General features: G+C 61.8%; 28 protein-coding genes. 14 read left to right on the top strand and 14 right to left on the bottom strand.

The window, feature by feature from the left end:
* Window positions 1-52 precede the first annotated feature (52 nt).
* The 3 genes from ACIO0C_RS15290 (at window position 53) to ACIO0C_RS15280 (ending at window position 2120) form a co-directional block, all read left to right on the top strand.
* Window positions 53-337: a hypothetical protein gene (locus ACIO0C_RS15290; protein WP_401313423.1), complete on the top strand. Its 285-nt coding sequence runs from the start codon at window positions 53-55 to the stop codon at window positions 335-337.
* Complete coding sequence (locus ACIO0C_RS15285) at window positions 337-1437, top strand: NAD(P)/FAD-dependent oxidoreductase (RefSeq protein ID WP_401313421.1); 1101 nt, start codon at window positions 337-339, stop codon at window positions 1435-1437. Before ACIO0C_RS15290 ends, ACIO0C_RS15285 begins: the two co-directional genes overlap by 1 nt.
* 89 nt (window positions 1438-1526) lie before the next feature.
* A complete protein-coding gene (locus ACIO0C_RS15280; protein WP_401313419.1) occupies window positions 1527-2120 on the top strand; it encodes a DinB family protein in 594 nt (197 codons plus the stop codon).
* Here ACIO0C_RS15280 and ACIO0C_RS15275 read toward each other — a convergent pair.
* Window positions 2041-2961, bottom strand: coding sequence for a LysR substrate-binding domain-containing protein (locus ACIO0C_RS15275; protein ID WP_401313416.1), 921 nt, complete (start codon window positions 2959-2961; stop codon window positions 2041-2043). The two genes, ACIO0C_RS15280 and ACIO0C_RS15275, sit on opposite strands and share 80 nt — an antisense overlap.
* A gap of 156 nt (window positions 2962-3117) precedes the next feature.
* The gene (locus ACIO0C_RS15270; RefSeq protein ID WP_401313413.1) at window positions 3118-4017 is read right to left on the bottom strand and encodes a LysR substrate-binding domain-containing protein; all 900 of its coding nucleotides are present in this window, start codon (window positions 4015-4017) and stop codon (window positions 3118-3120) included.
* A 114-nt stretch (window positions 4018-4131) separates the two neighbouring features.
* On the opposite strand from ACIO0C_RS15270, the gene ACIO0C_RS15265 reads away from it, so the two are divergent.
* Genes ACIO0C_RS15265 through ACIO0C_RS15255 form a run of 3 tightly spaced genes read left to right on the top strand, consistent with a single transcriptional unit; the run spans window position 4132 to window position 6387 of the window.
* A complete protein-coding gene (locus tag ACIO0C_RS15265; protein ID WP_401313410.1) occupies window positions 4132-5148 on the top strand; it encodes an aldo/keto reductase in 1017 nt (338 codons plus the stop codon).
* A gap of 2 nt (window positions 5149-5150) precedes the next feature.
* Window positions 5151-5948 carry an SDR family NAD(P)-dependent oxidoreductase gene (locus ACIO0C_RS15260; protein WP_401313407.1) on the top strand — a complete coding sequence of 266 codons (798 nt, stop codon included), beginning with the start codon at window positions 5151-5153 and terminating at the stop codon, window positions 5946-5948.
* 28 nt (window positions 5949-5976) lie between these two features.
* A complete protein-coding gene (locus tag ACIO0C_RS15255; RefSeq protein WP_401313405.1) occupies window positions 5977-6387 on the top strand; it encodes an SRPBCC family protein in 411 nt (136 codons plus the stop codon).
* A gap of 38 nt (window positions 6388-6425) precedes the next feature.
* Here the strand turns inward: ACIO0C_RS15255 and ACIO0C_RS15250 are convergent, their stop codons facing one another.
* Window positions 6426-7820 (bottom strand): sensor histidine kinase, encoded by a 1395-nt coding sequence (locus ACIO0C_RS15250; protein WP_401313402.1) that lies wholly within the window; start codon window positions 7818-7820, stop codon window positions 6426-6428.
* Window positions 7798-8481, bottom strand: a complete 684-nt coding sequence (locus ACIO0C_RS15245) for a response regulator transcription factor (RefSeq protein ID WP_401313400.1) — start codon at window positions 8479-8481, stop codon at window positions 7798-7800. The genes ACIO0C_RS15250 and ACIO0C_RS15245 overlap by 23 nt, the downstream gene beginning before the upstream one ends.
* Before the next feature lie 276 nt (window positions 8482-8757).
* Here ACIO0C_RS15245 and ACIO0C_RS15240 point away from each other — a divergent pair, with 276 nt between their 5' ends.
* Window positions 8758-9687: a hypothetical protein gene (locus ACIO0C_RS15240; RefSeq protein WP_401313398.1), complete on the top strand. Its 930-nt coding sequence runs from the start codon at window positions 8758-8760 to the stop codon at window positions 9685-9687.
* Window positions 9688-9939: 252 nt separating this feature from the next.
* On the opposite strand, the gene ACIO0C_RS15235 is transcribed toward ACIO0C_RS15240, so the two are convergent.
* Window positions 9940-10551, bottom strand: a complete 612-nt coding sequence (locus ACIO0C_RS15235) for a glutathione S-transferase (RefSeq protein ID WP_401313396.1) — start codon at window positions 10549-10551, stop codon at window positions 9940-9942.
* A 365-nt stretch (window positions 10552-10916) separates the two neighbouring features.
* Here ACIO0C_RS15235 and ACIO0C_RS15230 point away from each other — a divergent pair, with 365 nt between their 5' ends.
* From ACIO0C_RS15230 to ACIO0C_RS15220, 3 genes are all read left to right on the top strand, one after another.
* The gene (locus tag ACIO0C_RS15230) at window positions 10917-11321 is read left to right on the top strand and encodes a TraR/DksA C4-type zinc finger protein (RefSeq protein WP_007935965.1); all 405 of its coding nucleotides are present in this window, start codon (window positions 10917-10919) and stop codon (window positions 11319-11321) included.
* Between the two features lie 187 nt (window positions 11322-11508).
* A complete protein-coding gene (locus tag ACIO0C_RS15225; protein ID WP_401313393.1) occupies window positions 11509-13173 on the top strand; it encodes a methyl-accepting chemotaxis protein in 1665 nt (554 codons plus the stop codon).
* Window positions 13174-13293: 120 nt separating this feature from the next.
* A complete protein-coding gene (locus ACIO0C_RS15220; protein WP_401313390.1) occupies window positions 13294-13503 on the top strand; it encodes a hypothetical protein in 210 nt (69 codons plus the stop codon).
* Window positions 13504-13505: 2 nt separating this feature from the next.
* Here the strand turns inward: ACIO0C_RS15220 and ACIO0C_RS15215 are convergent, their stop codons facing one another.
* The 3 genes from ACIO0C_RS15215 to ACIO0C_RS15205 all read right to left on the bottom strand — a co-directional run bounded on the left by ACIO0C_RS15215 (window position 13506) and on the right by ACIO0C_RS15205 (window position 14519).
* Window positions 13506-13745: a DUF2789 domain-containing protein gene (locus ACIO0C_RS15215; protein ID WP_401313387.1), complete on the bottom strand. Its 240-nt coding sequence runs from the start codon at window positions 13743-13745 to the stop codon at window positions 13506-13508.
* A 140-nt stretch (window positions 13746-13885) separates the two neighbouring features.
* Window positions 13886-14116: a hypothetical protein gene (locus ACIO0C_RS15210; RefSeq protein WP_401313384.1), complete on the bottom strand. Its 231-nt coding sequence runs from the start codon at window positions 14114-14116 to the stop codon at window positions 13886-13888.
* A gap of 154 nt (window positions 14117-14270) precedes the next feature.
* Window positions 14271-14519, bottom strand: a complete 249-nt coding sequence (locus ACIO0C_RS15205; RefSeq protein WP_401313562.1) for a hypothetical protein — start codon at window positions 14517-14519, stop codon at window positions 14271-14273.
* A 410-nt stretch (window positions 14520-14929) separates the two neighbouring features.
* On the opposite strand from ACIO0C_RS15205, the gene ACIO0C_RS15200 reads away from it, so the two are divergent.
* The 4 genes from ACIO0C_RS15200 (at window position 14930) to ACIO0C_RS15185 (ending at window position 17293) form a co-directional block, all read left to right on the top strand.
* A complete protein-coding gene (locus ACIO0C_RS15200) occupies window positions 14930-15400 on the top strand; it encodes a hypothetical protein (RefSeq protein ID WP_401313382.1) in 471 nt (156 codons plus the stop codon).
* Window positions 15400-15603: a hypothetical protein gene (locus tag ACIO0C_RS15195; RefSeq protein ID WP_401313379.1), complete on the top strand. Its 204-nt coding sequence runs from the start codon at window positions 15400-15402 to the stop codon at window positions 15601-15603. Before ACIO0C_RS15200 ends, ACIO0C_RS15195 begins: the two co-directional genes overlap by 1 nt.
* 118 nt (window positions 15604-15721) lie before the next feature.
* Entirely contained in the window at window positions 15722-16735 is a 1014-nt protein-coding gene (locus tag ACIO0C_RS15190) for an ABC transporter substrate-binding protein (protein ID WP_401313376.1), read from the top strand.
* A gap of 120 nt (window positions 16736-16855) precedes the next feature.
* On the top strand, window positions 16856-17293 hold the full coding sequence (locus tag ACIO0C_RS15185; RefSeq protein WP_401313373.1) for a DUF3995 domain-containing protein: 438 nt from the start codon (window positions 16856-16858) through the stop codon (window positions 17291-17293).
* Window positions 17294-17823: 530 nt separating this feature from the next.
* Here ACIO0C_RS15185 and ACIO0C_RS15180 read toward each other — a convergent pair.
* Genes ACIO0C_RS15180 through ACIO0C_RS15155 form a run of 6 tightly spaced genes read right to left on the bottom strand, consistent with a single transcriptional unit; the run spans window position 17824 to window position 23887 of the window.
* Entirely contained in the window at window positions 17824-18186 is a 363-nt protein-coding gene (locus tag ACIO0C_RS15180) for a Na+/H+ antiporter subunit G (protein ID WP_401313370.1), read from the bottom strand.
* Window positions 18183-18461 (bottom strand): K+/H+ antiporter subunit F, encoded by a 279-nt coding sequence (locus ACIO0C_RS15175; protein ID WP_008063386.1) that lies wholly within the window; start codon window positions 18459-18461, stop codon window positions 18183-18185. Before ACIO0C_RS15175 ends, ACIO0C_RS15180 begins: the two co-directional genes overlap by 4 nt.
* The gene (locus ACIO0C_RS15170; RefSeq protein ID WP_401313367.1) at window positions 18458-18946 is read right to left on the bottom strand and encodes a Na+/H+ antiporter subunit E; all 489 of its coding nucleotides are present in this window, start codon (window positions 18944-18946) and stop codon (window positions 18458-18460) included. The genes ACIO0C_RS15175 and ACIO0C_RS15170 overlap by 4 nt, the downstream gene beginning before the upstream one ends.
* On the bottom strand, window positions 18943-20628 hold the full coding sequence (locus ACIO0C_RS15165) for a monovalent cation/H+ antiporter subunit D (RefSeq protein ID WP_401313364.1): 1686 nt from the start codon (window positions 20626-20628) through the stop codon (window positions 18943-18945). The genes ACIO0C_RS15170 and ACIO0C_RS15165 overlap by 4 nt, the downstream gene beginning before the upstream one ends.
* Window positions 20625-20969 carry a Na+/H+ antiporter subunit C gene (locus tag ACIO0C_RS15160; protein WP_007986256.1) on the bottom strand — a complete coding sequence of 115 codons (345 nt, stop codon included), beginning with the start codon at window positions 20967-20969 and terminating at the stop codon, window positions 20625-20627. The genes ACIO0C_RS15165 and ACIO0C_RS15160 overlap by 4 nt, the downstream gene beginning before the upstream one ends.
* Window positions 20969-23887 (bottom strand): monovalent cation/H+ antiporter subunit A, encoded by a 2919-nt coding sequence (locus ACIO0C_RS15155; RefSeq protein WP_401313361.1) that lies wholly within the window; start codon window positions 23885-23887, stop codon window positions 20969-20971. Before ACIO0C_RS15155 ends, ACIO0C_RS15160 begins: the two co-directional genes overlap by 1 nt.
* Window positions 23888-23955 lie beyond the last annotated feature (68 nt).

The raw sequence follows: 23955 nt of genomic DNA, 5'->3' as shown, positions 1-23955 counted from the left end.
TGGCGTTGTGCGGTTTCGTCGGCGAGCTTGTCGGCGGCTACCTGGGGGATAAATGGAAATCCAGCGGCGCCTCTCCCAACCTGGTGATGCGCAGCATGTTCAGCGGTTCAGCGGTTCGGCGCTGGTGGCGGCGCTGTGCATGCTGGGAACGGCTTACGCTTGCGGCACCATGAACTTCTGCGGCAACATGGCCGGGGTGATCGTGCCGATCCTGATCGGTTTGATCGTGCAGTTCACCGGCTCGTATTTCCTGGTGCTGATCTTCTTCGTGGTCATGGCCATGCTGCTGGCGATATTCTCCAGCCTGATCGATTACCGGGAGCGAGGGCTGGTTTGATGAGCGTTGATGTCGACTGCGTGGTGGTCGGGGCCGGTGTGGTCGGGTTGGCGGTGGCCAGGGCCCTGGCCATGGGCGGGCGCGAAGTGATCCTGGTCGAGGCCGGTGAAGGAATCGGCGTGGGCGTCAGCTCGCGCAATTCCGAAGTGATCCACGCCGGTATCTATTACCCGAGCGGCAGTCTCAAGGCGCAGTTGTGCGTGGAGGGCAAGCAACGCCTTTACGCTTTCTGCGACGAACGCGGCGTCAATTATCAACGGCTGGGCAAGTTGATCGTCGCCACCGATGATGCGCAGCGTGTAGCGTTGCAGGGTTTGCTGGAGCAGGGGCGGCGCAATGGCGTTGACGACCTGCAATGGCTGGAGGCCGGCCAGGCGCGGGCGCTGGAACCTGAGTTGTCCTGCGTTGCCGCGCTGTGGTCGCCGTCCACCGGTATCGTCGACTCCCATGGCCTGATGCTGGCGCTGCAGGCCGATGCCGAGGCCTGGGGCGCGTTGCTGGCCTTTCATACGCTGCTGTTGTCGGCTCGCTGCATCGATCAGGGTTTCGAGTTGCACATGGGCGGCGCCGAGCCCACGACCTTGAACTGCCGCAAGCTGATCAACTGTGCGGGATTGTCCGCGCCGGAAGTGGCAAGCCGCATCGCCGGCCTGCCAGGGCAATACGTTCCCCAGGCGCGGTTGTGCAAGGGCAGCTATTTCAGTTTCAGCGGCCGCGCGCCGTTCCGGCACCTGGTGTACCCGGCGCCGGAAAGCGCCGGGCTGGGCGTGCACATGACCCTCGATCTCGGTGGCCAGGCGCGTTTCGGGCCGGATGTGGAATGGGTCGACAGGGTCGATTACCGGGTGGATCCATCCCGGGCCGACGGCTTTTACACAGCGATCCGCCGTTACTGGCCAGGCTTGCCGAATGACAGCCTGCAACCGGCCTACAGTGGCATTCGCCCGAAAATCAGCGGCCCGAACGAGCCGGCCGCGGACTTTCGCATCAGCGGTCCGGCCGAGCATGGGGTGCCGGGGCTGGTCAATCTGTTCGGCATCGAATCGCCGGGGCTGACCAGTTGCCTGGCGCTGGCCGAACGGGTGGTGGAGCACCTGTAGGAGCGTGTGACCGATAATCAGTGCCCGCGCCGCAACGCACAGATAGCGCTATCCTTGGAAGATGTGCTCTTCGCCATCGGAGACATCTGATGATCAACGTACGCACTGCCCGCATGCTTGCCGATTACAAACAATGGGCCAACCAGCGCCTGTTCGACAACCTGGCGCTATTGCCACCGGGCGAAGTCGAAAAAGAACGCGCCGGGGTCTTCAAGGGCATGATCGGCACGCTCAATCACATCTATGTGGTGGACCGTATCTGGCAGGCTCACCTCGAAGGCCGAGGGCACGGCTTTAATACTTCCCATGACCTGGTGCATCCTGAGCTGGCGGTGCTGCGCCTGGCGCAACAGGACGTGGATCGCTGGTACTGCAACTGGAGTGCGAGGCAGACCGATGCCTCGCTGGACAAACCCCTGAGGTTCACTTTCGTTTCCGGCGAAAGCGGCACCATGACTGCCGGCGCGATGTTGATGCACGTGGTCAACCACGCCAGCTATCACCGTGGCTGGGTGATCCAGATGTACTTCGAAATCCCGGCCATGCCGCCGATGACGGACATGCCGATCTACCTGCGCGAAACCGACCCGCACTTCAACGCGCTCAATGCCCCGGCAGTGGCGCCGACATGTGCTCCACTATTCGCGAGCGCAACCAACGTTCTGCCGGATCGTTATCGTTGACGCCGTTCCAGACCATGGACAGTTCGGACAGGTTGATGTCGAACGGCGGGTCGTCGGCACGCAATTGGCTGCTGCCCTCGATCAGCGCGCAGGCCGCGTAATCGGGCACCGAGGCCAGCATGTCGGTGCCCGCCAGCAAGGCGCGCAGGCCCGAGAACTGCGGCACTGCCAGGACCACGCGGCGGGAGCGGCCGATGCGCGCCAGGTCATTGTCGATGGCCCCGCTCAAGTCCCCGGAAAACGACACCAGCGCGTGGGGACGCTCACAGAATTCATCCAGGGTCAGGGCGCCCGGCCGGTCATCGCCGCGCAGTACCTTGACGCTCAGGTCCCGCAGTTTCTTGCGCTTGGCGTTGGCCGGCAACTCGGTGGTGTAGCTGATGCCGACGGAAATCTCGCCGCTGGCAAGCATCGACGACATCAACAGGTAATTGACCCTGCGCACCACCACCACGACGTTCTGCGCTTCTTCGCGTATCTGCTTGAGCAGCGGCGGAAACAGACCAAACTCGGCATCGTCGGACAGGCCGATGCGAAACACATCGCGGCTGATGGACGGGTCGAAATCCTTGGCCCGGCTCACCGCCCCGGAAATGGTGTCCATGGCCGGTTGCAGCTCCTTGAGAATCACCAGCGCCCGCGGCGTCGGCTCCAGCACCCGGCCGTTGCGCACCAGCAACGGATCGTCGAACAGATCCCGCAATCGCGCCAGCGCGGCACTGACGGCGGGTTGGCCGAGGAACAGCTTCTCCCCAGCCCGGGTCAGGTTCTTCTCGAACATCAGGGTTTCGAAAATCACCAACAGGTTCATGTCCACGCGGCGCAGGTCGTTGCGGTTCATGGTGGGGGCTCGCTGGGTTTGGTTTTTTTCAGTAAAGCACCAAACCCCTTGGCGAGGGAGCTTGGTCCTTCGCCACGGGGCTGGGCAGTACCTGGCTCGGTATGGGGTTAGCATGCGTTTGCCGCCCCCACATGGATTGCATTTAGTTGAAAGATTTCAGTCAGCCGCTCCCGGCTCCGTCAGCACCTTCCTGAACGTCTCCACCAATGGCCGCAGATTGATCCGGTGCCACGCCGCCCACAGCGGTCTGGTGAGGGGGATCCATGGCACTTCCCGCAGCACCACGCCCGGCGGTGCGTTGCGGCTCAAGCCTTTCTGGATCATGGCGATGCCCAGCCCCGAGGCCACCAGCGCCATTGCCGTGAAGGGGCCGGTGGCTTCCATGCGGATATCCGGGGTGAAGCCTGCGCGGATGCAGGCACTGACGAAGTTTTCGCGGCTGGCGACATTCTGGTGGTGCTGCACGCCTATCCATTCCTGGTCGCCGAGGTCGGCGGCGGTCAGTTGCGCCTGGCTGGCCAGCGGGTGATGTTCGGGCAGGGCCAGCAACATCGGGTCGTCCAGCACCTGGAAGCCCAGCAGGTCTGGGTCGTCATCGGTCGGCGGTTCACTGACCAGGGCGATATCCAGACTACGCTGTCGCAGACCTTCGAGTTGTTCAGCCGAGCTCAGGTTGTACAGCGCCACGTGCACGTTCGGCCGGTCGCTGCGCAGCACGCGCAAGGCATTGGGCAGGACGCCGGCGTGCATGGCGTTTTCGATGTAGCCGATGCACAAGCCGCCTTCCTCGCCGCGACCCAGGCGTTTGCCGAGGGATTCCAGGCGGTTGGCGTGGGTCAGCAGGGCGCGGGTTTCGGCGAGGAAGGTCTGGCCGTCGCGGGTCAGGCGGATGCGTTGCTGGCTGCGCTCGAACAGGGTCAGGCCCAGGCGTTCTTCGAGCTGGGCGATCTGCCGGCTCAGGGGCGACTGGGAAATGTGCAGGCGTTCGGCGGCGCGACCGACGTGTTCTTCCTCGGCGACGGCGACGAAGTAGCGCAATTGGCGGAAGTCGATCATGTCAGACCTATAGGGACTCAAGTGCTGCACATTATGTCTTGGACGGTCCGATGGTCGCAATCTAGGATCTGCTCAACGGTCACACCTGACCACTGAACTGATGAGGATCCGAATATGAGCTTGAAAGACAAACTACCCGGCGCACTGGGTTTCGGCACTGCCCCCCTGGGCAACATGTTCCGCGCCATTGCCGAAGAAGAGGCGCAAGCCACCGTCCACGCCGCGTGGGATGCCGGGGTGCGTTACTTCGATACCGCGCCGTTCTACGGTTCGGGCCTGTCGGAAATTCGCCTGGGCCAGGCGCTGTCGCGCTACAACCGCGATGACTATGTACTGAGCAGCAAGGTCGGCCGGGTGATTCTCGACGAAGTCGAAGACGCCTCCGCCCGCGATCTGGGCGAGAAGAGCGGGGTGTTCGAATACGGTCTGCCAAACAAGATCGTCAACGACTACAGCGCCGATGCAACCCTGCGTTCGATCGAAGACAGCCTCAAGCGTTTGCAAACCGATCGCCTGGACATCGTCTGGGTGCACGACATCGCCCAGGATTTCTACGGCGATCAATGGCTGGAGTACTTCAACCAGGCCCGTACCGGTGCGTTCAAAGTGCTGACCCGCCTGCGTGAAGAAGGCGTGATCAAGGGCTGGGGCCTGGGTGTGAACAAGGTCGAGCCGTGCGAATTGACCCTGGATCTGAGCGAAGCGCAGCCGGACGGCTTTCTGCTGGCGGGTCGCTACACTCTGCTCGACCATGATCGTGCCTTGCAGCGTCTGATGGACGCGGCACTGGCGCAGAACGTCGAGATCGTGGTCGGCGGTCCGTACAGCTCGGGGATCCTGGCCGGTGGCGCGCACTTCGAATACCAGAAGGCCAGCCCGCAGATCATCAATAAAGTCGAGCAGATCAAGCGCATCGCCGCTGCCCACGGTGTCAGCATCAAAGCGGCTGCTTTGCAGTTCTCCCTGGCCAACCCGGCGGTGGCGGCGGCGATTCCAGGTGCCAGCCGTCCTGAGCGGATTGCCGAAGATGTCGCCGCATTGTCCGAGGTGATTCCCGCCGCTTTCTGGCAGGCACTGCGCGACGCGAAGCTGGTGTCCGAGCGCGCACCATTACCCATCATTGGAGCTTGAGCATGAAAATCGATCTGAGTGGAAAACTGGCGATTGTCAGCGGCAGCACCGCCGGCATCGGCCTGGGCATCAGCAAGGCGCTGGCCGAATCCGGCGCAACGGTGGTGGTGATCGGCCGCGATACGGCCAAGGTCGAGCAGGCCTTGGCGAGCATCCGCCAGAGCGTGCCCGGCGCACAATTGCGCGGCTTGACCGCCGACCTGGGCACCGCCGAAGGCGCGGAAAAACTGTTCGCCGCCGAACCCCGTGCTGACGTCCTGGTCAACAACCTCGGGATCTACAACGATGTGGACTTCTTCGAGACCCCGGACAGCGAGTGGACACGCTTCTATGAAGTCAACGTGATCTCCGGTGTGCGCCTGGCCCGGCATTACGTGCCGGACATGGTCAAGCAGGGTTGGGGCCGGGTGATTTTCCTTTCCTCGGAATCCGGCGTGGCGATCCCCGCCGAGATGATCAACTACGGCGTGACCAAAAGCGCCAACCTGGCCGTGTCCCATGGCCTGGCCAAACGCCTGGCGGGCACCGGGGTGACAGTCAACTCGATCCTGCCGGGGCCGACCCTCACTGACGGTGTAGAGGAAATGCTCAAGGATGCCATCGCCGCCTCCGGACGTAGCGTGCGGGAAGAGGCCGATGCGTTCGTGCGCAAGGCCCGGCCGAGCTCGATCATTCAACGCGTGGCGGATGTCGAGGAGGTCGCAAACCTGGTGGCGTACATCGCTTCGCCTTTATCCTCGGCCACCACCGGCGCAGCCTTGCGGGTCGACGGCGGCGTCGTCGACAGCATGGCTATCTGAACCTTTTTGAATCTGGAGAGTATTTTTCATGGCAACAACCTCAGCATCCATCGACATCCCGGCCTCGGCCGATCAGGTCTGGCAATTGATCGGCGGTTTCAACTCGCTGCCGGACTGGCTGCCGTTCATTCCCAGGAGCGAGCTCAGCGAAGGTGGGCGGGTGCGCAGCCTGCAGACAGCGGACGGCGCAGTGGTGATCGAGCGCCTGCAAGCGTTCGACAACGATGGCAAAACCTACAGTTACTCGATCCTGCAGGCGCCGTTTCCGGCCACTGATTATCTGGCGACGATCCGCGTTGAACCGCAGGGGCAGGGCGCCCGGGTGACCTGGTCCGGACGATTTGAACCGGTGGGGGTGAGCGACGAGGAAGTGGTGGCGTTGTTTACCGGGATCTATCAGGGTGGGCTTGAGGCACTGCGGGCCAACTACCCAACCTGACTCGTCGTCGATCGTTCCCACGCTCTGCGTGGGAACGATCATGAGGGGGTCATTAAACTTTCGCGACAATCGAGCACCAACCGCGCCCCACCCAATTCACTCGTCCCCACCTCCAGCGCAAACCCATGCAGGCTGACAATCGCCGCGACGATCGACAGCCCCAAGCCGAAACCGCTTTTCAGGTTTCCCGCCTCGGCGCGATAGAAACGCTGGAACACCGCCTCGCGTTCAGCCTCCGCAATACCGGGGCCGCAATCGTGCACTTCGATGCGGGTATGCCCGTTCTCATTGACCCCACGCAAAATCACCTGGCCACCGGGCGGGGTGAATTTGATCGAGTTGCTCAACAGATTGGCCACCGCTTCGAACAGCAAGGCGCGATCGCCATTGAGCGAAGGCAACGATGCGGGCAGTTGCAGTTCGAACGTCAGGCCATCGTCCTCGGCCAACGGCAGATAAAACTCATGCAGTTCCTGCAGCAACGGCACCGGGTCCAGCTGCACGAAGCCGGACCGGCGCTGGCGATCCTCCAGTTCGGAAATTCGCAGCAACCCGCGAAAACGCGCCATCAGGGTGTCGGCTTCGGCCAGCACCGCGTCCAGTTGCGTCGCTTGCGTCGACCCTTCGCCGGCCTGTTGTTGCATGCGGTAAAGCTGCGCGCGCAGGCGGGTCAGCGGGGTGCGCAAGTCATGGGCGATGTTGTCGCAAACGCCCTTGACCTCGTTCATCAAACGCTCGATGCGCTCGAGCATGGCGTTGACGATAGCGGCGAGCATGTCCAGTTCATCGCGGCGGCTGGACAGCGGCAGGCGCCGGGTCAGGTCACCGGCGACAATGGCTTCGGCGCTGCCCTGGATCGCGCGAATCCGCCGCAGCGGCCGGCGGCGCAACAGGTGCCAACCGACGATGCCCGGCAGGATGGTCAGGGTCACGCCCCAGAACAAGGCATGCAGGATGATCCGGGTCACGGCAAACAACGAGCCGTTGTCCCGCACCAGGATCAACCAGCGGCCGTCCTTCGTCTGGGTCGCCACGGCGTCGCAGCTGTCGATGGGCAGGGTCGGGTCGTCGGACTCGGCGCAGTCGTTGAGCATGTGAATCTTGCCGTCCAGCGGCAGGCCTTTTGGAATGTGGCGCAGGGCTCCGCTGAGGTAACGGTGCTCGGCATCGAACAGGCCGTAGGCGTCGATGCCGCGGATGTCGAAGGTCATGCTGACGGCGAGGGCGTCCGTCAGTTGATCGCCCTGGAAGTGTGAAAACAGATGCTGGCGTTGCATCAGCGAATGCTTGGCCAGGTTGTCGAGGTAAGCGGACACCTCGTAATACATGACCCCCATGAGAATCCCGCTCCAGGCCACGAACAACGCACTGTAGAGCGCCAGCAGGCGACTGGTGGAAGAGCGCCAGCCTTTAGACGGGTTCGGCAATGACATAACCCGAGCCTCGTACAGTTCGAATCAACGGGACATTGCCAGGTGGGTCGATTTTCTTGCGCAGGCGGCCGATGTGCACGTCGATCAGGTTGGTACCGGGGTCGAAGTGATAACCCCAGACCTCTTCGAAAATCATCATCCGCGAGAGGATTTGCCCGGTGTTGCGCATCAGGAATTCCAGCAGTTTGTATTCGGTGGGCAGCAGCGTGAGCAACTGGCCGTCGCGGCTGGCTTCGTGGCTGATCAGGTTCAGCTCCAGGTCTGCCACCCGCAGCGTCGTGGCCTGGGCAGTGACGTTGTTCTGCCGACGCAGCAGGACTTCGACCCGGGCGGCCATTTCATCGGTGGCGAAGGGTTTGGTCAGGTAGTCGTCGCCCCCGGCACGCAAGCCGCGCACGCGCTCGTCGACGTCGGAGAGGGCGCTGATCATCAGGATAGGCGTGGCCACGCCCATGGTGCGCAACGTGGTAACGATTGCCAGGCCGTCGAGCTCGGGCAGCATGCGGTCGAGGGTGATCAGGTCATAGTGGCCGCTGACCGCACGTTCCAGCCCCTCTCGACCATTGTCGACCCACTCGACGTCAAGGCCGTGGCTGCTCAGTTCGGCGACAATTTCCCGGGCGGTCACGGCGTCGTCTTCGATGGTCAAGATGCGGGTCATAAGGCTGGCCTGATTAATATTCACAACGTGTGCGCCATTTTGCCAAGAAATGATCGCCGGCTTACTAAATAAAAGTTCATGGACAAATCCAGCGTCGGTCAATGCATAAAACCCGCTGCGCCCACCCTTTCGTTGCAAATTGCATGGACCTGGGAAGTTCAAACTTTCTAAGCCGCTGAAAGAACGGGATTTATTAATAAACCGCGACTGGCACGCTGACTGCAATTGCTCCTTCGAGACTTGTAACACCATCTTTCTGCCTGGAGCGATAAAACAATGAATAGATCCTCTGAGGGTTTCTATCCCACCACGGATGAGTCGAGCACGGTGTCCGGCGTTTCCTGGGGGGCGATCTTCGCCGGGGCCGCGGCTGCGGCGGCGTTGTCGCTGATCCTGGTGCTGCTCGGATTCGGCCTGGGATTTTCGGCGGTTTCGCCGTGGGCCAATGAAGGCATGAGCGCCAAGGGCCTGGGCATCTCGACCATTGTCTGGCTGGCCGTCACGCAAATCGTCGCGTCCGGGGCCGGTGGCTACCTCGCTGGCCGGCTGCGGGTGAAGTGGGCCTACATGCATGGCGATGAAGTCTACTTTCGCGACACCGCCCACGGCTTTCTCGCCTGGTGCGTGGCGACGCTGGTGACGGCCACACTGGTCGCCGGTTCGGTCAGCAGCATCGTCAGTGGCGGCGTACAGGCCGGGGCGCAGGTTGCCGGTGGCGCGGCCACGGCCATGACAGCCACGGCGGGCACCGCGGCAGCCAACACCGACAGCGATCAGTATGGCTACTACATCGACAGCCTGTTTCGTAATGACCAGCCGGCCGCCGTCAGCGATGACGCCGCCCGAGCCACGGTGACGCGCATTTTCGTGCGCTCCCTGAGCGACGGTCAGTTGGCCGCTGAAGACCGCACCTACCTGGCACAACTGGTGGCGCAGCGGACTAACCTGCCGCAAGCGGACGCTGAACGTCGTGTCGATGAGGTCTATGCCCGCACGCAAAAAGCCGTGGCCGACGCCAAGCTGGCCGCGCAACAAGCTGCCGACAAAGCCGCCAAGGTCGCCGCCATGACCACCTTGTGGATGTTTGTTGCACTCTTGGCCGGTGCGTTCTTCGCCAGCCTTGCAGCAACATTTGGAGGTCGTCGTCGGGACGCCGTGGTGTATGTGGAAACCGACACTTACGTAACCACCACACCTGTTCGCTAACCCAGGAGAATCATCATGCGTTCATTACTGCTGTTCTTTCTCGGCATACCGATCCCGATCATCATTCTGATCGCGCTGTTTACATGAGCTGATAGTTCCTGGCCTCGTGCCTGTGCCGCTTCTGCCTTCTTGGCAGGAGCGGCATTTTTTGTGTGTGGACCAGGCCGGAGTGCGAGGCCGACTTGGGTTTGCGGTGTGACACGCACCTGTAGGAGCCGGCTTGCTGGCGATGCGATGGGGGTCGTTACGCCGTCAGTCAATCGGAGTGTCGATAAACACCTCAAGCCCCTCGGCATACTCGGTAAACGCAGCGATCCCCGGGAACCGCTCAACCGCGACCTGATCCGGCACTACGTACCGGGTAAAGCTCCACGCCACCGCGAGGGTAATACCAGCCTGGTCAATCAAACCATCGGTTTTCAGCGGCTGCTTTTCCAGCTCCCGTTCCAGAGCCAGATAGGCGGCCGCCAATTGCCCCTCGACCCGCTCGACCCAAGGCTGGAACTGAATCTCTGCCGGACGCAGGTTGCGCTCATAATAAAGCTGCACCGATTTTTCGCTGGCGGCCAACGCCAGGCCAATCAGGCGCAGTGAGCGCAGGCGATCTTCGATACCCGCGGGCATCAGGCTGCGTTCCGGTCCGGCCAATGCCTCCAGGTAATCGATGATCAGCGTCGAATCCATCAATACTTCACCGTCATCCAGGATCAGGGTAGGCGCCTTGACCACCGGGTTGATTTGCCGAAATTGCTCGAAAGTCCTGAACACCGACACCGATTCGTGCTCCAGGGCGATGCCCAGGCGCTTGGCAGAAATCGCAACGCGTCGCACGTAAGGTGAATCCAGCATGCCGATCAGCTTCATATAATCTCTCCTTGAGATGGCCATTTGGCGAGCGACAACCTTAGCTGAGCCCGCTCGACCTGCAAACCGGGGGCATGCTACTCAGCGGTTTGTCCTCCATATAAGCTTCGCAGGATTGAATTTCTTGCTATAAACGCACTCCGATATCCGCCTGGATGCCTGTCTTAGAGCATTTTCGAGGCTTTGTCGGACAAATTCGCTGTCTTTTCAGTTGCTGAGGCCTCAAGTCGGCCTTAGACTGCCGCCCCTCGTAAATTGAGTGCCGGGTGGCGCTTGGTATAAACGGCGCCTTTGCGCTGACCTTCGAGGGTCCGCCGCAACGCTCCCTAATTCGCCTTAATGCACGTTTTTTTATAGAGATATCAATGACAAAGGACAAGTTGCTGGCCATGCCGGCGGATGACTACATGAATGCCGAGCAACATGCTTTTTTCTCCGAGCTGTTGCAGAACATGAAAGTCGAAACCCATGAGCGCATCGAACAGAACCGCATCGCCATCGAAAGCCTGGACACCCCGGCCGACCCGGCTGACGCCGCTTCCGTCGAAGAAGAGCGCACCTGGCTGGTGAACGCGATCGATCGTGATCAGCGCATGCTGCCGCAGTTGGAGCAAGCCCTGGAACGCATCAAGGAAGACAGCTTCGGCTGGTGCGATGACAGCGGCGAGCCAATCGGCCTCAAGCGCCTGCTGATCAGCCCGACCACCAAGTACTGCATCGAAGCTCAAGAACGTCACGAGCAGATCGATAAGCACCAGCGTCAGGCCTGATTCCGTCGGGTAGCCCATTTAACCGGGGCTGCCTGGAAAAGATCGCAGCCTGCGGCAGTTCCTACGGGTTCAAGTGAACTCATGTAGGAGCTGCCGCAGGCTGCGATCTTTGCTTTTCGACGCCTACACAATCCCCCCGAACTTCTATTGATCTGCTGCAACGTCCCCGACTAAAGGCTCATGGATAATGGCCTTATGCCGGCGTTTAATGCGAAGACAACAACTAGAAATTGGCGGGGTGAAAAAGATGACGAGAGACGGATCTCGGGTGGCGGCAGTGCCTGCACCCGTGCTTTTGCCGAACAACCGCTGGTTGACGCCGACACTGCAAAGCATCGCCCTGGTGCTGCTGTTGTGTGGCATGAGCCTGGGCGGCTGGTCGCTCTACCTTGGCCTGCCTCTGGCTGTGCTGATCATCTGGTTGCCGCGCCTGCGCTCGCGCGCGATGCCCGAAGCCGTGCCTGCCGATACGTCCAGCGCGCTCTCGGCGTTAACCCGCGAGCTGTCCTACACCACCAGTCAAAACGCCTTGTCCGCTGCGGGCGTGGCCTTCTCGGTCAAGCAACTGGCCGACAAGTTGCAATCGCAACTGGGTGCGGCCGCGCAAATCGTCGGCAATGCCGACATCATGATCGCCACCGAGCAGGCCACCTCCGCCCTCAGTCGCCAGGCCCTGAGTGCCGCGAGTCAAGCGCATCAAAGCGGCGTGGCAGGGCGTACCGAGTTGATCGAGTCTATTGCGCGCATGCACCAGCTCAGTCAGCGGGCCAACAACAGCCGTGAGCTGATCGAAGCCCTGAGCCTGCGCAGCGATGAAATTCAGCGGGTCACGCTGGTGATCCAGTCCATTGCCAGCCAGACCAACTTGCTGGCCTTGAACGCGGCCATCGAAGCGGCGCGGGCTGGAGAGCACGGTCGTGGCTTTGCGGTGGTGGCCGATGAGGTGCGCGGGCTTGCCGCGCGCACCGCCACGGCCACCGGAGAAGTCGGCGACATGGTGGCCGATATCCAGCAACGCACCGCGCAAGTGGTTGAGCAAATCCGCCAGTTGTCCAGCGACCTCGACACCGGCGTCGGCCAGGTCGAACAGACCGGCCAGCACCTGGAAAACATTGCCCGCCTGGCTGCCGGTGTCGAAAGCCAGGTCGGGGAAATCGCACGCGGTGCCGAAACCAACCGCGAACAACTCGATAGCCTGTTTCACGCTATCGAGCAGATGCGCAGCGACCTCGCAATCAGTGACCAACAGACCCAGCGCCTGGCCCTGGCAGCGGTGCAGATGGAAGGCCAGGCCGAGACCATCAGCGAGCGCCTCGCCGAAGTCGGCCTGGATGACTACCACCAGCGGATCTACGACCTGGCCCGGGAAGGCGCGAGCCAGATTGCGGCGCGTTTCGAGGCGGATATCGATGCAGGGCTCATCAGCCTCGAAGACCTGTTCGACCGCCAGTACCAGGCAATCCCCGATACCCACCCGGCCAAATACCGGACGCGTTTCGATCGTTACACCGATCAGGTCTTGCCAGCAATCCAGGAGCCGCTGCTGCCACGCCACGAAGGCCTGGTGTTCGCCATCGCCTGCACCCAGCAGGGTTATGTGCCGACGCATAACAAAACGTTCAGCCAGCCACTGACCGGCGACATACAGCGCGATACGCTGAACAACCGCAGCAAACGCAAGTTCACGGACCGCACGGGGATCCGCTGTGGCAGCCATCAGCAGGCCGTGCTGTTGCAAACCTACACCCGTGACACCGGCGAGTTGATGCACGACCTGTCGGTGCCGATCATGCTCAAGGGGCGTCATTGGGGTGGATTACGCTTGGGGTACAAGCCGGAAAACCCTCGATGATGGCTGGCGATTATTACAATTGAGGTAACTAAGCTGTACAAAGTCGATATTGTTTTCGCGCCTGTGAAGTCGTTACCATATCTGTATTAGTTAGGTTGCTAACGGAATTCGAGGCGCAACATGCACAGTAAGGTTGATGTCGCGGTCATGATCGGCAGTGGAGTACCCGCCAATCTGCGGGCGTTGGGGCAATGCATCTGCTGGGTGGTGCTGCTCAATGGCGAACGCCGTGGCACGGCGTACTCCAGTCGCCATGAAGCTGAAGAGTGCAAGGCTGCCTGGTTGGCGCAATTGCGCGCCGAAACGCCAGGCAACCTGCACTGTGCCTGAGGCTAGTGACGCTGATGCATGCGCAGGTTCAGGTCGTCGACCACCCGTGCCCAGTCGGCGTCTTCACGCAGTTGTTCCTTGAGGAAGCCTGCCTGTTGGGAGGTCCAGAACTCGGCATCGATGAGTTTCTTGTCGTGGGGCAGGGGGGAATGGCTGGCAATGAAATCGTCAATGGCTTTCTGGCTGGAATCCAGGCCGAGCTGGTCGAACAAGCCTTTCAAGTCGTGGGTCGGTAATTCCATCTTGATCTCCTGGCAGGTCATCGGTCGCGTCGAATGAGAGAGATGAAGGACGTCTCTGTTACATCTGAGAGAGCCTCGCTTCAGTAAGTTCGAAAACGATGTGCAAACGCAGCAGTGAGCATAGACCGCAAATCCGCGTATCAGGTTTTCAAGGCGCCTGCATCGACGGCAGCCTTCAGTTCCTTGGCCGATTGCTGTGCGGCGAGGGCGGCGATGTCGGAGGACTTGAACCAGCGATCTTTCTCGACCTGATGATAGGTCACGGTTTTCAGCGGCGGCTTGGCGCGCATCACGATCACGGCCTGGAACTCGCCGTCGATCTCTCTGGCTTCGCCCCGGATGAAAAACTCGCCGATATCAAATTCCGTCACGTTGTGGCCTTCCCATGAAAAATATTGTTGTTTAACGCGCCCGCCACGGGAAGGCGCGTTTGATTGGTCGGGCAGTATGGCAGCAGTTGCCTGCCTGCGGCTGAGTAAAGTCGCAGGCCTGGCGAAACCTGCCAGGGAAAACGGGACGAAAGTGTCACATACGTGACTCAAGTGCCCGGGCGAGGGCGCAGGCCTGGTTATGATCGCCGCGGAAACCTCTTACGTGCCCAGTGGAAGTTTCCTTGATATGAAAGAACGCGTTGCCCGCCAAGACCACGTGAAATCGTGGCGGCGAAGGAGCCCGAGGGGCGGCTTCGGTAGCAAGAAACACCGCGGGGTGCAGGGAAGGAGGGGTGTTGGAGTAAGATGCCTGGGGATGGGCAAAGTGTGTCAGTGTGCACATATGAAGTCCTTTTCTTGGGTTTGCCGACGTAATGTACGTCGTCATGGGTAGTCTCGGTGAGCATCGCTGCTCTAGAATCAGCGTCACTGGTGGATGGACAAGGCTTATCTAAAGCAATTTCTGGCGTGCGATATGTAAGAAAAGTGCTTTTTTATAAGAGTTTTTTCCCTAAAGTTGATAGTCCGTATTTCTCTGGCCGTTCCAAGGGCGTTTTCCTTCAGCCTGTGTCGAACGCTGGGCGAGACGATATGAGCGGCATCCAGTAATCTGCTCAAACCCCCGAGAGGGATGAGCGCTCTGCGCATCCAGGATCTCAACCCGGGTTATCTGGCTTCACCTCGGCATTGCCGCTTTTTTGGCCGTGCGCTTTTTTCGCGTGCGGCGTCATTTTCAGATGTGGGGATGGTTCCTTGGCAGTAAGTAATCTCGATATGCATGCTTTGTTCGTGCTAGGTGATTTGCGCGCAAAGCTGGTTAAACAGTTTCAGTCACGTTTCGTTTACATTACCGAACAGAACGCTGAAGGCATTTACATTGCCGAGATCGACACCGAATCAGCGCTGGTGGTGGACGATAAACCGGGGCTCAAGCTCAAGGTCGGCGATCATTTCAGCGCGTCGGTGTTGCCCAGCCGCGAAGGCGGCAAACTGGAAATCAAGTTCCGCGATATCAAACTGACCGTCTACGGCCTGGGCGACTACGCCTTCGTGACCACCGCCGACGGCCAGGCCATCCTGTTCAAGGAAGGCCACAGCGTGGTGACGGTGTTCGCCGCCCACCAACAACTGCAGGAAGGCCTGACCAAAACCCTCAAGGCCGTGACCGGCAAGGCCGCCAAGTGGCGCAAGGGTGAACTGGTGACGTTCAAGGCCAGTGAGTAGTGGACCTGCCCCGCGCCGATTTCCACCAGCAGCACCAGGCCAGTGCGCAAGCCGAAGCCCTGCGTCTGTTTGAGCACAAGGCTGTTTTACAGGGTGCCTGGTTGAACTGGGTGGCCTCGCAGATCTACGCGTTGCGACCTGCGGCATACGCCAGCATGGTCAGGAGAGAGCTGGCCCTTCTGCAGGCAATGGGTGAAAGCTGATCTGCGTCCCTCGAAAGCAGGAACCTCTACTACAGTCAGTTGACTGAGTATTCAGAGGCTTCGCGGTCTTCTGCCAGGCCATCCTGCTATTGCTGTGAACAGCACGAGGTGCACAAGCATGAAAGGCATTCGCCGGTTGCTGGCCGCTGTCGTGGCCACGTTCGGACTGTTGGCGTCACCCGTTCCGGTGCTCGCTGCCAGCACCCCGATCCACTTCGCCGACCTCAACTGGGAAAGCGGCAGCCTGATCACCGATGTCCTGCGGATCATCGTCGAAAAGGGCTACGGGCTGCCGACCGACACCTTGCCGGGCACTACCATCACCCTGGAAACCGCCCTGGCCAACAATGACATCCAGGTCATTGGCGAAGAGTGGGCGGGGCGCAGCCCGGTCTGGGTCAAGGCGGAGGCCGAAGGCAAGGTCGTGAGCCTGGGCGACACGGTCAAGGGCGCCACCGAAGGCTGGTGGGTGCCGGAGTACGTGATCAAGGGCGACCCGGCCAGGGGCATCAAGGCGTTGGCGCCGGACTTGCGCAGTGTCACCGACCTGCCCAGGTACAAGGACGTGTTCAAGGACCCGGAAGCCCCGAACAAGGGACGCTTCCTAAACAGCCCCATTGGCTGGACCTCGGAAGTGGTCAACAAGCAGAAGCTCAAGGCCTACGGGCTCGATGACAGCTTTGTGAATTTTCGCAGCGGTTCGGGCGCGGCGCTGGATGCAGAGATCAGCTCGTCGATTCGCCGGGGCAAACCGGTGCTGTTCTATTACTGGTCGCCCACGCCGCTGCTCGGTCGCTTCAAGTTGATCCAGCTGGAGGAGCCGCCCTTCGATGCGCAGGCCTGGAAGACTCTGACCGACGCTGACAACCCCAATCCGCAACCGACCCGTTCGCTGCCTTCGAAGCTGTCCATCGGCGTGTCCACGCCGTTCCAGAAGCAGTACCCGCAGATCGCCGAGTTCTTCGCCAAGGTCGATTTCCCCATCGACCCGCTGAACCGGGCGCTGGCCGACATGAGTGAAAAACACACACCACCGCGTCAGGCCGCCGAAGCGTTCATGAAGGCGCATCCAGAAGTCTGGAAGGCCTGGTTGCCCAAGGAGATCGCGGACAAGGTGTCTGCCTCCCTGTAGATGCCGGCTGCAAAAATGGCCCATGTGTTGCGTTGGTCGGGTCGCTGGCGTCGTGGCGTGCATGGCAAAAAAAGCCGACTAGGATGAGTCTGTTCAAATCCCTTTCAAGGATTTCAGACCATGACCTTCGTGTTGGCTCAATGGCTGGCGACGGTAATTGCGGCGATCGCTCTGGTGCACGTGTATTGGGCGTTGGGTGGTGAATGGGCCGCCGTGGCAGTCGTGCCGCAGGTGCCGGTGGAGGGCGGTGCGCGGTTGCAGCCGGCCTTCAAGCCCCGTGGCTGGATGACGATGCTGGTGGCGGCAGCGTTGCTGATCATTGCCCTATTGGTGTGCTTGCGGGTTGGCTGGTGGCTGCCGCAGGTGGATCATCGAGGGTTGCAGTGGGTGATCAGCGCCATTGCGCTATTGCTGTTCGCCCGGGCGATTGGCGATTCGGAGCTGGTGGGGTTTTTCAAGGAGGTCAAGGGGTCGCGGTTTGCCTACTGGGACACTTGGGTTCATTCGCCCTTGTGCGTGGTACTGGGGGCTGGGTTGTTGGCGGTGGCCTGGGTCTAGAATCAAAAGATCGCAACCTGCTTCTCTTTGACGCCTCGGTGCGGGCGGATACCCCCGATCCTCCACTGTAGGAGCCAGGCTTGCCGGCGAAGGCGTCCTGACAGCCGACCTCATTCCAGGTGTGTCCGCGATGTGATCGTTCCCACGCGCCGCAAAGGAATGCCGCCAGGGACGCTCCGCGTTCCGCTGTCGACGCATGAAGTGAGCCCTGCGCAACGGTGACGCGGAGCGTCACAGGATGCATTCCTACGCAGAGCGTGGGAACGATCACGTGTTCACTTGAAATCAGGTCGGCTGTCAGGCCGCCTCGCTTTGGCTTTTGATCTGGGCGACCCACGGAGCAATGCCTTCGTTATGGCATGCCGAGCCACAGCGAGGCACCGAGTGGTGGGGCAAAGCCTTTTGCTTACTTTTCGCTGGGCCGGCACTCCGGCGTTTGGAAAAGTGAGTCGCCGTAAGGGCGAAACCCTAAGTGGCCGTTACCGCAGGAATGGCTATGTACTCCATCAACGCAGACTGCGATCTTTCAATCAGCCCCCACTCTCCGTACGCCGACTCGAAACCTCCGCCGGCACATCATCCCCGGCCATGCGTTTGCGAAACAAAGCCGCCCGGGCCAGCAACAAGGTGGTCACCGGTACGGTGATCGCCAGCAGGATCGGTATCAGCCAGGCGTGAAGGACCGGCCCGGACTTGAGGGCTGAAAAGAAGATGATCGAGGCCAGGGCCACGCACCATGCGCCCAAGGTCGAGGCCAGGGCCGGAGGGTGCATGCGCTGGAAGTAATCCTTCATGCGCAACAGGCCAATGGCGCCCACCAGGGCAAACAGGCTGCCGAGCACCAGCAGGATGACCACGGGTATTTCCACCCACAGGGACAAGGGCGCACTCATTCGATCACCTCGCCGCGCAGAAGGAATTTCGCCAGGGCGAACGAGCCGACGAAACCGAACAGCGCAATCAGTAACGCCGCCTCGAAGTAAGTGTCACTGGCATAGCGAATGCCCAGCGTCAGCATCATCAGCATCGCCACGATGTACAGGTAGTCCAGGGCCAGGACCCGGTCCTGGGCCGATGGGCCCTTGAACAGGCGGATCAGGGTCAGGATCATCGCCACGCAAAACAGAAACAGGCTCAGCAGGATCGCGTTGGACAGCAGGCTGCTCATTCGAAAATCTCCATCAGGGGGCGCTCGTAGGTCGCCTTGAAGTGCTGGATGAACAGCACTTCGTCATCCAGGTCGAAGACGTGCAGCAACAGGATGCTGCGGTCCAGCGCCAGTTCCGACCAGACCGTGCCGGGGACCACCGTGCAGATCATCGACAGCGCGGCCAGGCCGTTGGCGTCGCGCAGGTCCAGTGGCACCTTGACGAACCCCGAGCGCGGCGGCCGGCGGCCGGCATTGAGTACACCCCAGGCGACCACCAGGTTGGACACCAGCACATCGCGACCGACCAGCAGGAACAGGCGCAGGATCACCCCGGGCCGCCGAATGCGGATCGGCAGCGGGCGCAGCTTGCGCATCATCAAGGGCGCGCAAAACCCCAGCAGGGCGCCCAGCAGCAGGTTGCCGGGGCTGAGCGACAGGTTCAGCAGCAACCACAACAACCACAGGGCCAGCGACAGCCATGGCGCAGGCAGCAGGCGCTTCATGGTTGCACCTCCAGCAGCGCTGCACTGGCTTGCGGACCTGGGACCACACGGGTGCCGAGAACGGCCATCACATACTGCTGCGGGTTGTTCAAGGCGTTGGCGGCCGCCTGGGTGTAACGCAGCAGCGGTTCGGCCTTGAGCGTGAGCAGGATGCACAAGCCCAGCAGCGCGAAAATCGGCACGCACTCCAGGCGTCGGAGCACGGGGGAGGGGCGTTCTGCCGGCGTCCAGAAACGCTGGATGCCCACGCGGGAAAAGGCGATCAATGAGGCCAGGCCCGAGAGGATCAGCAGCGCCAGCAAGCCCCATGCGGCATTCGATACCGGCGCATCACCGGCGTTGCCCAGGCCCATCGGGTTGAGCAGGGCGCTGAGCAGGCCGAGCTTGCCGATGAACCCGGAGAGCGGTGGCATGCCGACGATCAAAAGGGCGCAGGCGATGAAGCTCAAGCCGAGGAACGCCATGGTCCAGGGAATCACTTGGCCGACCACGGCTTTCTGGTCGTCGTCGAGGTTGATGCCCTTGACTGGATGCAACGATTCCAGCGGCCGGGGCAGCATTTCGTTTTCATCTTCCAAGGGCATTTCGTTGGCCGAGCGCGAGCGTTCGATCAGCTCCGCCAGCAGGAACAGCGCGCTCAGGGCCAGGGTCGAGCTGACCACATAGAACAGCGCCGCACCGATCAGGTTGGGCTGGCCGAACCCGATCGCCGCCAGCAGGATCCCCGCCGACACCAGGATGCTCAGGCTGGCCATGCGCTCCAGGCGTTGGGCCGCGAGGATCGCCAGTGCCGCGCAGACGATGGTGGCCATGCCGCCGTAGATCAGCCAGTCACCACCGAAGTACGCCGAGGCGCCAGCCTGGCCGGAAAACAGCAGGGTCCACAGGCGCAGCAAGGTGTAGATGCCGACCTTGGTCATGATCGCGAACATCGCCGCCACCGGCGCGCTGGCCGAGGAGTACGCCGGCACCAGCCAGAAATTCAGCGGCCACATTCCGGCCTTGGCCAGGAACGCCACCGCCAGAATGCCCGCGCCCGCGTGCAGCAGGCCGCGATCGGCCTCCGGCACCAAGGGAATTTTCAGCGCCAGGTCGGCCATGTTCAGCGTGCCGGTGACGCCGTAGATCAGCGCCGCGCCAATCAGGAACAGGGTCGAGGCCAGCAGGTTGATCGAGATGTAATGCAGCCCCGAAGACACCCGCGCCCGACCCGAGCCATGCAGCATCAGGCCGTAGGACGCGGCCAGCAGCACTTCGAAAAACACGAACAGGTTGAACAGGTCCGCCGTCAGGAAGGCGCCGTACAGGCCCATCAACTGGATCTGGAACAGCGCGTGGAAGCTTGAACCAGCGCTGTCCCAACGGGCCATGGCAAACAGCAACGCGCAGACGCCAATGATGCCTGTCAGCACCAGCATCAGCGCCGACAGGCGATCGACCACCAGCACCAGGCCGAACGGCACTTGCCAGTTGCCCGGCAGGTACACGCCAATGGAGCCCGGGACGCCGGTGGTTTGCGTCCATTGCAATAGCAAAACTGAAATCCCCAGCCCCAGCAGGCTGGAGAACAGGTTGATCTTGGCTTTCAGCGGGCGATGTTTCTCGCCAAGCATCAGCATGATCGCGGCGGTCAGCAGCGGCAGCAGGATGGGCGCGGCGATCAGGTGCGACATTGGATTCATTCTTTAGGCTCCCGGCCATCCACATGGTCGGTGCCGGTCAGGCCGCGCGAAGCCAGCAAGACCACCAGGAACAGCGCGGTCATCGCGAAGCTGATGACGATGGCGGTCAACACCAGCGCTTGCGGCAGGGGGTCGGTGTAGTGCAGCAGATCCTGGGGCACGCCGTCCTTGATGATCGGCTCCTTGCCGATGAACAGGCTGCCCATGCTGAAGATGAACAGGTTGACGCCATACGACAGCAGGCACAGGCCCATGACCACCTGGAACGTCCGCGGACGCAGGATCAGCCAGACGCCGGACGCGGCCAGGACGCCGATGGCGATGGCGATGACTTCTTCCATCAGACAGCCTCCTTGATGACGGCAAGTTTGGGCTGGGCCGCGGTCTTGTGACCTCGCACCGATTGGTGGGCGAGGGCGGTGAGGATCAACAGCGTCGAACCGACCACCACGGCGTATACGCCGACGTCAAAGAACAACGCACTGGCCAGGTGAATGTCGCCCAGCAGCGGCAGGTCGAAATGCCAGGTGTGGGTGGTCAGGAACGGATAGCCGGCGACCATCGCACCGAGGCCTGTGACGGTAGCGAACAGCAGGCCGACGCTCATCCAGCGCAGCGGTCGCAGGCTCATTTGCGCTTCGACCCACTGGGTGCCGGCGACCATGTATTGCAGGATGAACGCTACCGACATCACCAGGCCCGCGACAAAGCCGCCGCCCGGCTGGTTGTGCCCGCGCATGAACAGGTAGAACGACACCACCAGGGCAATCGGCAGCAGCAGGCGCACCAGCACCGCCGGGACCATCATGAAGCCGAGCGCGGTGTCGCTGGCGTGACGCGGGTTGACCAGGTCGGTGACCACGTCGGGCGCGAGCAAGCGCTGCTGGGCCGGCAACTGCAGGCTTTCCTTCGGCGGACGGAAGCGCCGCAGCAGGGCGAACACGGTCAGGGCCACCGCTACCAGCACGGTGATTTCACCCAGGGTGTCGAAGCCGCGGAAGTCCACGAGCATCACGTTGACCACGTTGCTACCGCCGCCTTCGGGCAGGGCGCGGCTCAGGTAGAACGAGGAAATGACGTTCGGCGTCTGCCGGGTCAGCATCGCATAGGCCAGCAAGGCCATGCCGCCGCCGACCACGGCCGACAGCAGCAAGTCGCGGATACGGCGGATGCGCGCCTTGCGCAGGCTGCTCGGCAGCGGCGAAACCTCTTCGATCCGCCGTGGCAGCCAGCGCAGGCCCAACAGGATCAGCACCGTGGTCACCACTTCGACCACCAGTTGCGTCAATGCCAGGTCCGGAGCCGAGAACCAGACGAAGGTCACGCAGGTCATCAGGCCGCAGACGCTGACCATGGTCAGGGCGGCCAGACGATGGTATTTGGCCTGGTACGCGGCGCCGAGGGCGCAGGCAATCGCCAGCAGCCAGAGGATGACGAACACGATCGAGCCCGGAATCTTTGGCCGGTCGCCCCAGTGCAGGCTGCTGTGCAGCATCGGGATCAACCCGGCCAGGACCGCGGCGAGTACCATCAGGAACAATTGCATCTGCAGGCGCCGGGTGCTGATCAGCGGTTCCAGGCGTCGGGCCAGGCGCATCATCAGCACCAGGCTGCGTTCGAACAGGCGCTTGCCGTTGAAGCGGCCAATCAGCGGCGGGTAGTGGAAGCGCCCGTGCTTGAGCTGCTTGCGCAACAGCAGGTACAGCAGGATACCGCCGGACATGGCAATCAGGCTCATGATCATCGGCGCGTTCAAGCCGTGCCAGATCGCCAGGCTGTACTCGGGCAAGGTGCCGCCCACGACCGGTTGCGCGGCCGCGGCGAGCAATGGGCCGACCACTTGCGCCGGGAAGATCCCGACCACCAGGCAGGCGAACACCAGCAACTCGACCGGCGCGCGCATCCAGCGCGGTGGTTCGTGCGGGGTGTGGGGCAGGTCGGTGGCGGTCGGGCCGAAGAACACGTCAACGGTGAAGCGCAGGGAGTAGGCGACACTGAAGGTCCCGGCGATGGTCGCGACGATCGGCAGGGTGGCTTCGATCCAGGCCGTGGCGTTGATGAACACGGTCTCGGCGAAGAACATTTCCTTGGACAGGAAACCGTTGAGCAGGGGCACGCCGGCCATCGAGGCACTGGCGACCATGGCCAGGGTGGCGGTAAACGGCATCAGCTTGTACAGGCCGCTCAGCTTGCGGATGTCGCGGGTGCCACTTTCGTGGTCGATGATCCCGGCGGCCATGAACAGCGAGGCCTTGAACGTGGCATGGTTGAGGATGTGGAACACCGCGGCCACGGCGGCCAGCGGGCTGTTCAGGCCCAGCAGCAGGGTGATCAGGCCCAGGTGGCTGATGGTCGAGTACGCCAGCAGGCCCTTGAGGTCGTTCTGGAACATCGCGCAATAAGCGCCGAGCAACAGGGTGGCGGCGCCGGCACCACTGACGATGTAAAACCATTCTTCACTGCCCGAGAGCGACGGCCATAGCCGGGCCAGCAGGAACACCCCGGCCTTGACCATGGTCGCCGAGTGCAGATAGGCCGAAACCGGTGTCGGCGCGGCCATGGCGTGGGGCAGCCAGAAGTGGAAGGGGAATTGCGCGCTTTTGCTCAGCGCGCCGATCAGGATCAGGGGCAACAGGATGGGGTAGAGGGCATGTGCGCGAATCAGCTCGCCGGCGGCCAGGACCTTGTCCAGGTCATAGCTGCCCACCACATGGCCAAGCAGCATGACCCCCGCCAGCAGGCACAGGCCGCCCGCGCCGGTGACCATCAGCGCCATGTAGGCGCCGCGTCGGGCGTCGGCGCGGTGGTGCCAATAGCCGATCAGCAGGAACGAGAAGAGGCTGGTCAGCTCCCAGAAAAACACGATCTGGATCAGGTTGCCGGAGATCACCAGCCCGAGCATGGCACCCATGAACGCCAGGAAAAACGCGAAGAAACGCGGCACCGGATCGTCCGGCGACATGTAGTAGCGGGCGTACAGCGACACCAGGGTGCCGATGCCCAGCACCAGCATCGAGAACAGCCAGGCGAAGCCGTCCATGCGCAGGACGAAGTTCAGGCCAAGGCTCGGCAGCCAGAAAAACTCTTCGCGGATGACGCCGCCATGGGCGATTTGCGGGTACAGGAGGGCGACCTGGACGGAGCCGATCAAGGCAACCAGGCCAGCCAGAAGTGATTCGGTATTTCGCGCGTTGTGTGGCAGCCCCGCTGCCAGACAGCTGCCTATGAAAGGCAGAAGCAGTAGAACTATCAGGGACATAGGCTTCTAATCTGCGGAAGTTTGTGAAGCATCATACGTGCCAGCTCCCGGATCACCAAACGCCAAGC

The organism is Pseudomonas sp. NPDC087336, from assembly GCF_044744285.1.
Classification (GTDB): domain Bacteria; phylum Pseudomonadota; class Gammaproteobacteria; order Pseudomonadales; family Pseudomonadaceae; genus Aquipseudomonas.
Note: the sequence above shows the minus strand (reverse complement) of the source record. Positions and strands in the feature narration are given on the sequence as shown.

What these genes read in the sequence shown, in the direction of transcription:
- ACIO0C_RS15290 (WP_401313423.1), top strand. Translation starts at nt 53, where the DNA reads ATGGAAATCCAGCGGCGCCTCTCCCAACCTGGTGATGCGCAGCATGTT.
- ACIO0C_RS15285 (WP_401313421.1), top strand. Translation starts at nt 337, where the DNA reads ATGAGCGTTGATGTCGACTGCGTGGTGGTCGGGGCCGGTGTGGTCGGG.
- ACIO0C_RS15280 (WP_401313419.1), top strand. Translation starts at nt 1,527, where the DNA reads ATGATCAACGTACGCACTGCCCGCATGCTTGCCGATTACAAACAATGG.
- ACIO0C_RS15275 (WP_401313416.1), bottom strand. Translation starts at nt 2,961, where the DNA reads ATGAACCGCAACGACCTGCGCCGCGTGGACATGAACCTGTTGGTGATT.
- ACIO0C_RS15270 (WP_401313413.1), bottom strand. Translation starts at nt 4,017, where the DNA reads ATGATCGACTTCCGCCAATTGCGCTACTTCGTCGCCGTCGCCGAGGAA.
- ACIO0C_RS15265 (WP_401313410.1), top strand. Translation starts at nt 4,132, where the DNA reads ATGAGCTTGAAAGACAAACTACCCGGCGCACTGGGTTTCGGCACTGCC.
- ACIO0C_RS15260 (WP_401313407.1), top strand. Translation starts at nt 5,151, where the DNA reads ATGAAAATCGATCTGAGTGGAAAACTGGCGATTGTCAGCGGCAGCACC.
- ACIO0C_RS15255 (WP_401313405.1), top strand. Translation starts at nt 5,977, where the DNA reads ATGGCAACAACCTCAGCATCCATCGACATCCCGGCCTCGGCCGATCAG.
- ACIO0C_RS15250 (WP_401313402.1), bottom strand. Translation starts at nt 7,820, where the DNA reads ATGTCATTGCCGAACCCGTCTAAAGGCTGGCGCTCTTCCACCAGTCGC.
- ACIO0C_RS15245 (WP_401313400.1), bottom strand. Translation starts at nt 8,481, where the DNA reads ATGACCCGCATCTTGACCATCGAAGACGACGCCGTGACCGCCCGGGAA.
- ACIO0C_RS15240 (WP_401313398.1), top strand. Translation starts at nt 8,758, where the DNA reads ATGAATAGATCCTCTGAGGGTTTCTATCCCACCACGGATGAGTCGAGC.
- ACIO0C_RS15235 (WP_401313396.1), bottom strand. Translation starts at nt 10,551, where the DNA reads ATGAAGCTGATCGGCATGCTGGATTCACCTTACGTGCGACGCGTTGCG.
- ACIO0C_RS15230 (WP_007935965.1), top strand. Translation starts at nt 10,917, where the DNA reads ATGACAAAGGACAAGTTGCTGGCCATGCCGGCGGATGACTACATGAAT.
- ACIO0C_RS15225 (WP_401313393.1), top strand. Translation starts at nt 11,509, where the DNA reads ATGGCCTTATGCCGGCGTTTAATGCGAAGACAACAACTAGAAATTGGC.
- ACIO0C_RS15220 (WP_401313390.1), top strand. Translation starts at nt 13,294, where the DNA reads ATGCACAGTAAGGTTGATGTCGCGGTCATGATCGGCAGTGGAGTACCC.
- ACIO0C_RS15215 (WP_401313387.1), bottom strand. Translation starts at nt 13,745, where the DNA reads ATGGAATTACCGACCCACGACTTGAAAGGCTTGTTCGACCAGCTCGGC.
- ACIO0C_RS15205 (WP_401313562.1), bottom strand. Translation starts at nt 14,519, where the DNA reads ATGTGCACACTGACACACTTTGCCCATCCCCAGGCATCTTACTCCAAC.
- ACIO0C_RS15190 (WP_401313376.1), top strand. Translation starts at nt 15,722, where the DNA reads ATGAAAGGCATTCGCCGGTTGCTGGCCGCTGTCGTGGCCACGTTCGGA.
- ACIO0C_RS15185 (WP_401313373.1), top strand. Translation starts at nt 16,856, where the DNA reads ATGACCTTCGTGTTGGCTCAATGGCTGGCGACGGTAATTGCGGCGATC.
- ACIO0C_RS15180 (WP_401313370.1), bottom strand. Translation starts at nt 18,186, where the DNA reads ATGAGTGCGCCCTTGTCCCTGTGGGTGGAAATACCCGTGGTCATCCTG.
- ACIO0C_RS15175 (WP_008063386.1), bottom strand. Translation starts at nt 18,461, where the DNA reads ATGAGCAGCCTGCTGTCCAACGCGATCCTGCTGAGCCTGTTTCTGTTT.
- ACIO0C_RS15170 (WP_401313367.1), bottom strand. Translation starts at nt 18,946, where the DNA reads ATGAAGCGCCTGCTGCCTGCGCCATGGCTGTCGCTGGCCCTGTGGTTG.
- ACIO0C_RS15165 (WP_401313364.1), bottom strand. Translation starts at nt 20,628, where the DNA reads ATGAATCCAATGTCGCACCTGATCGCCGCGCCCATCCTGCTGCCGCTG.
- ACIO0C_RS15160 (WP_007986256.1), bottom strand. Translation starts at nt 20,969, where the DNA reads ATGGAAGAAGTCATCGCCATCGCCATCGGCGTCCTGGCCGCGTCCGGC.
- ACIO0C_RS15155 (WP_401313361.1), bottom strand. Translation starts at nt 23,887, where the DNA reads ATGTCCCTGATAGTTCTACTGCTTCTGCCTTTCATAGGCAGCTGTCTG.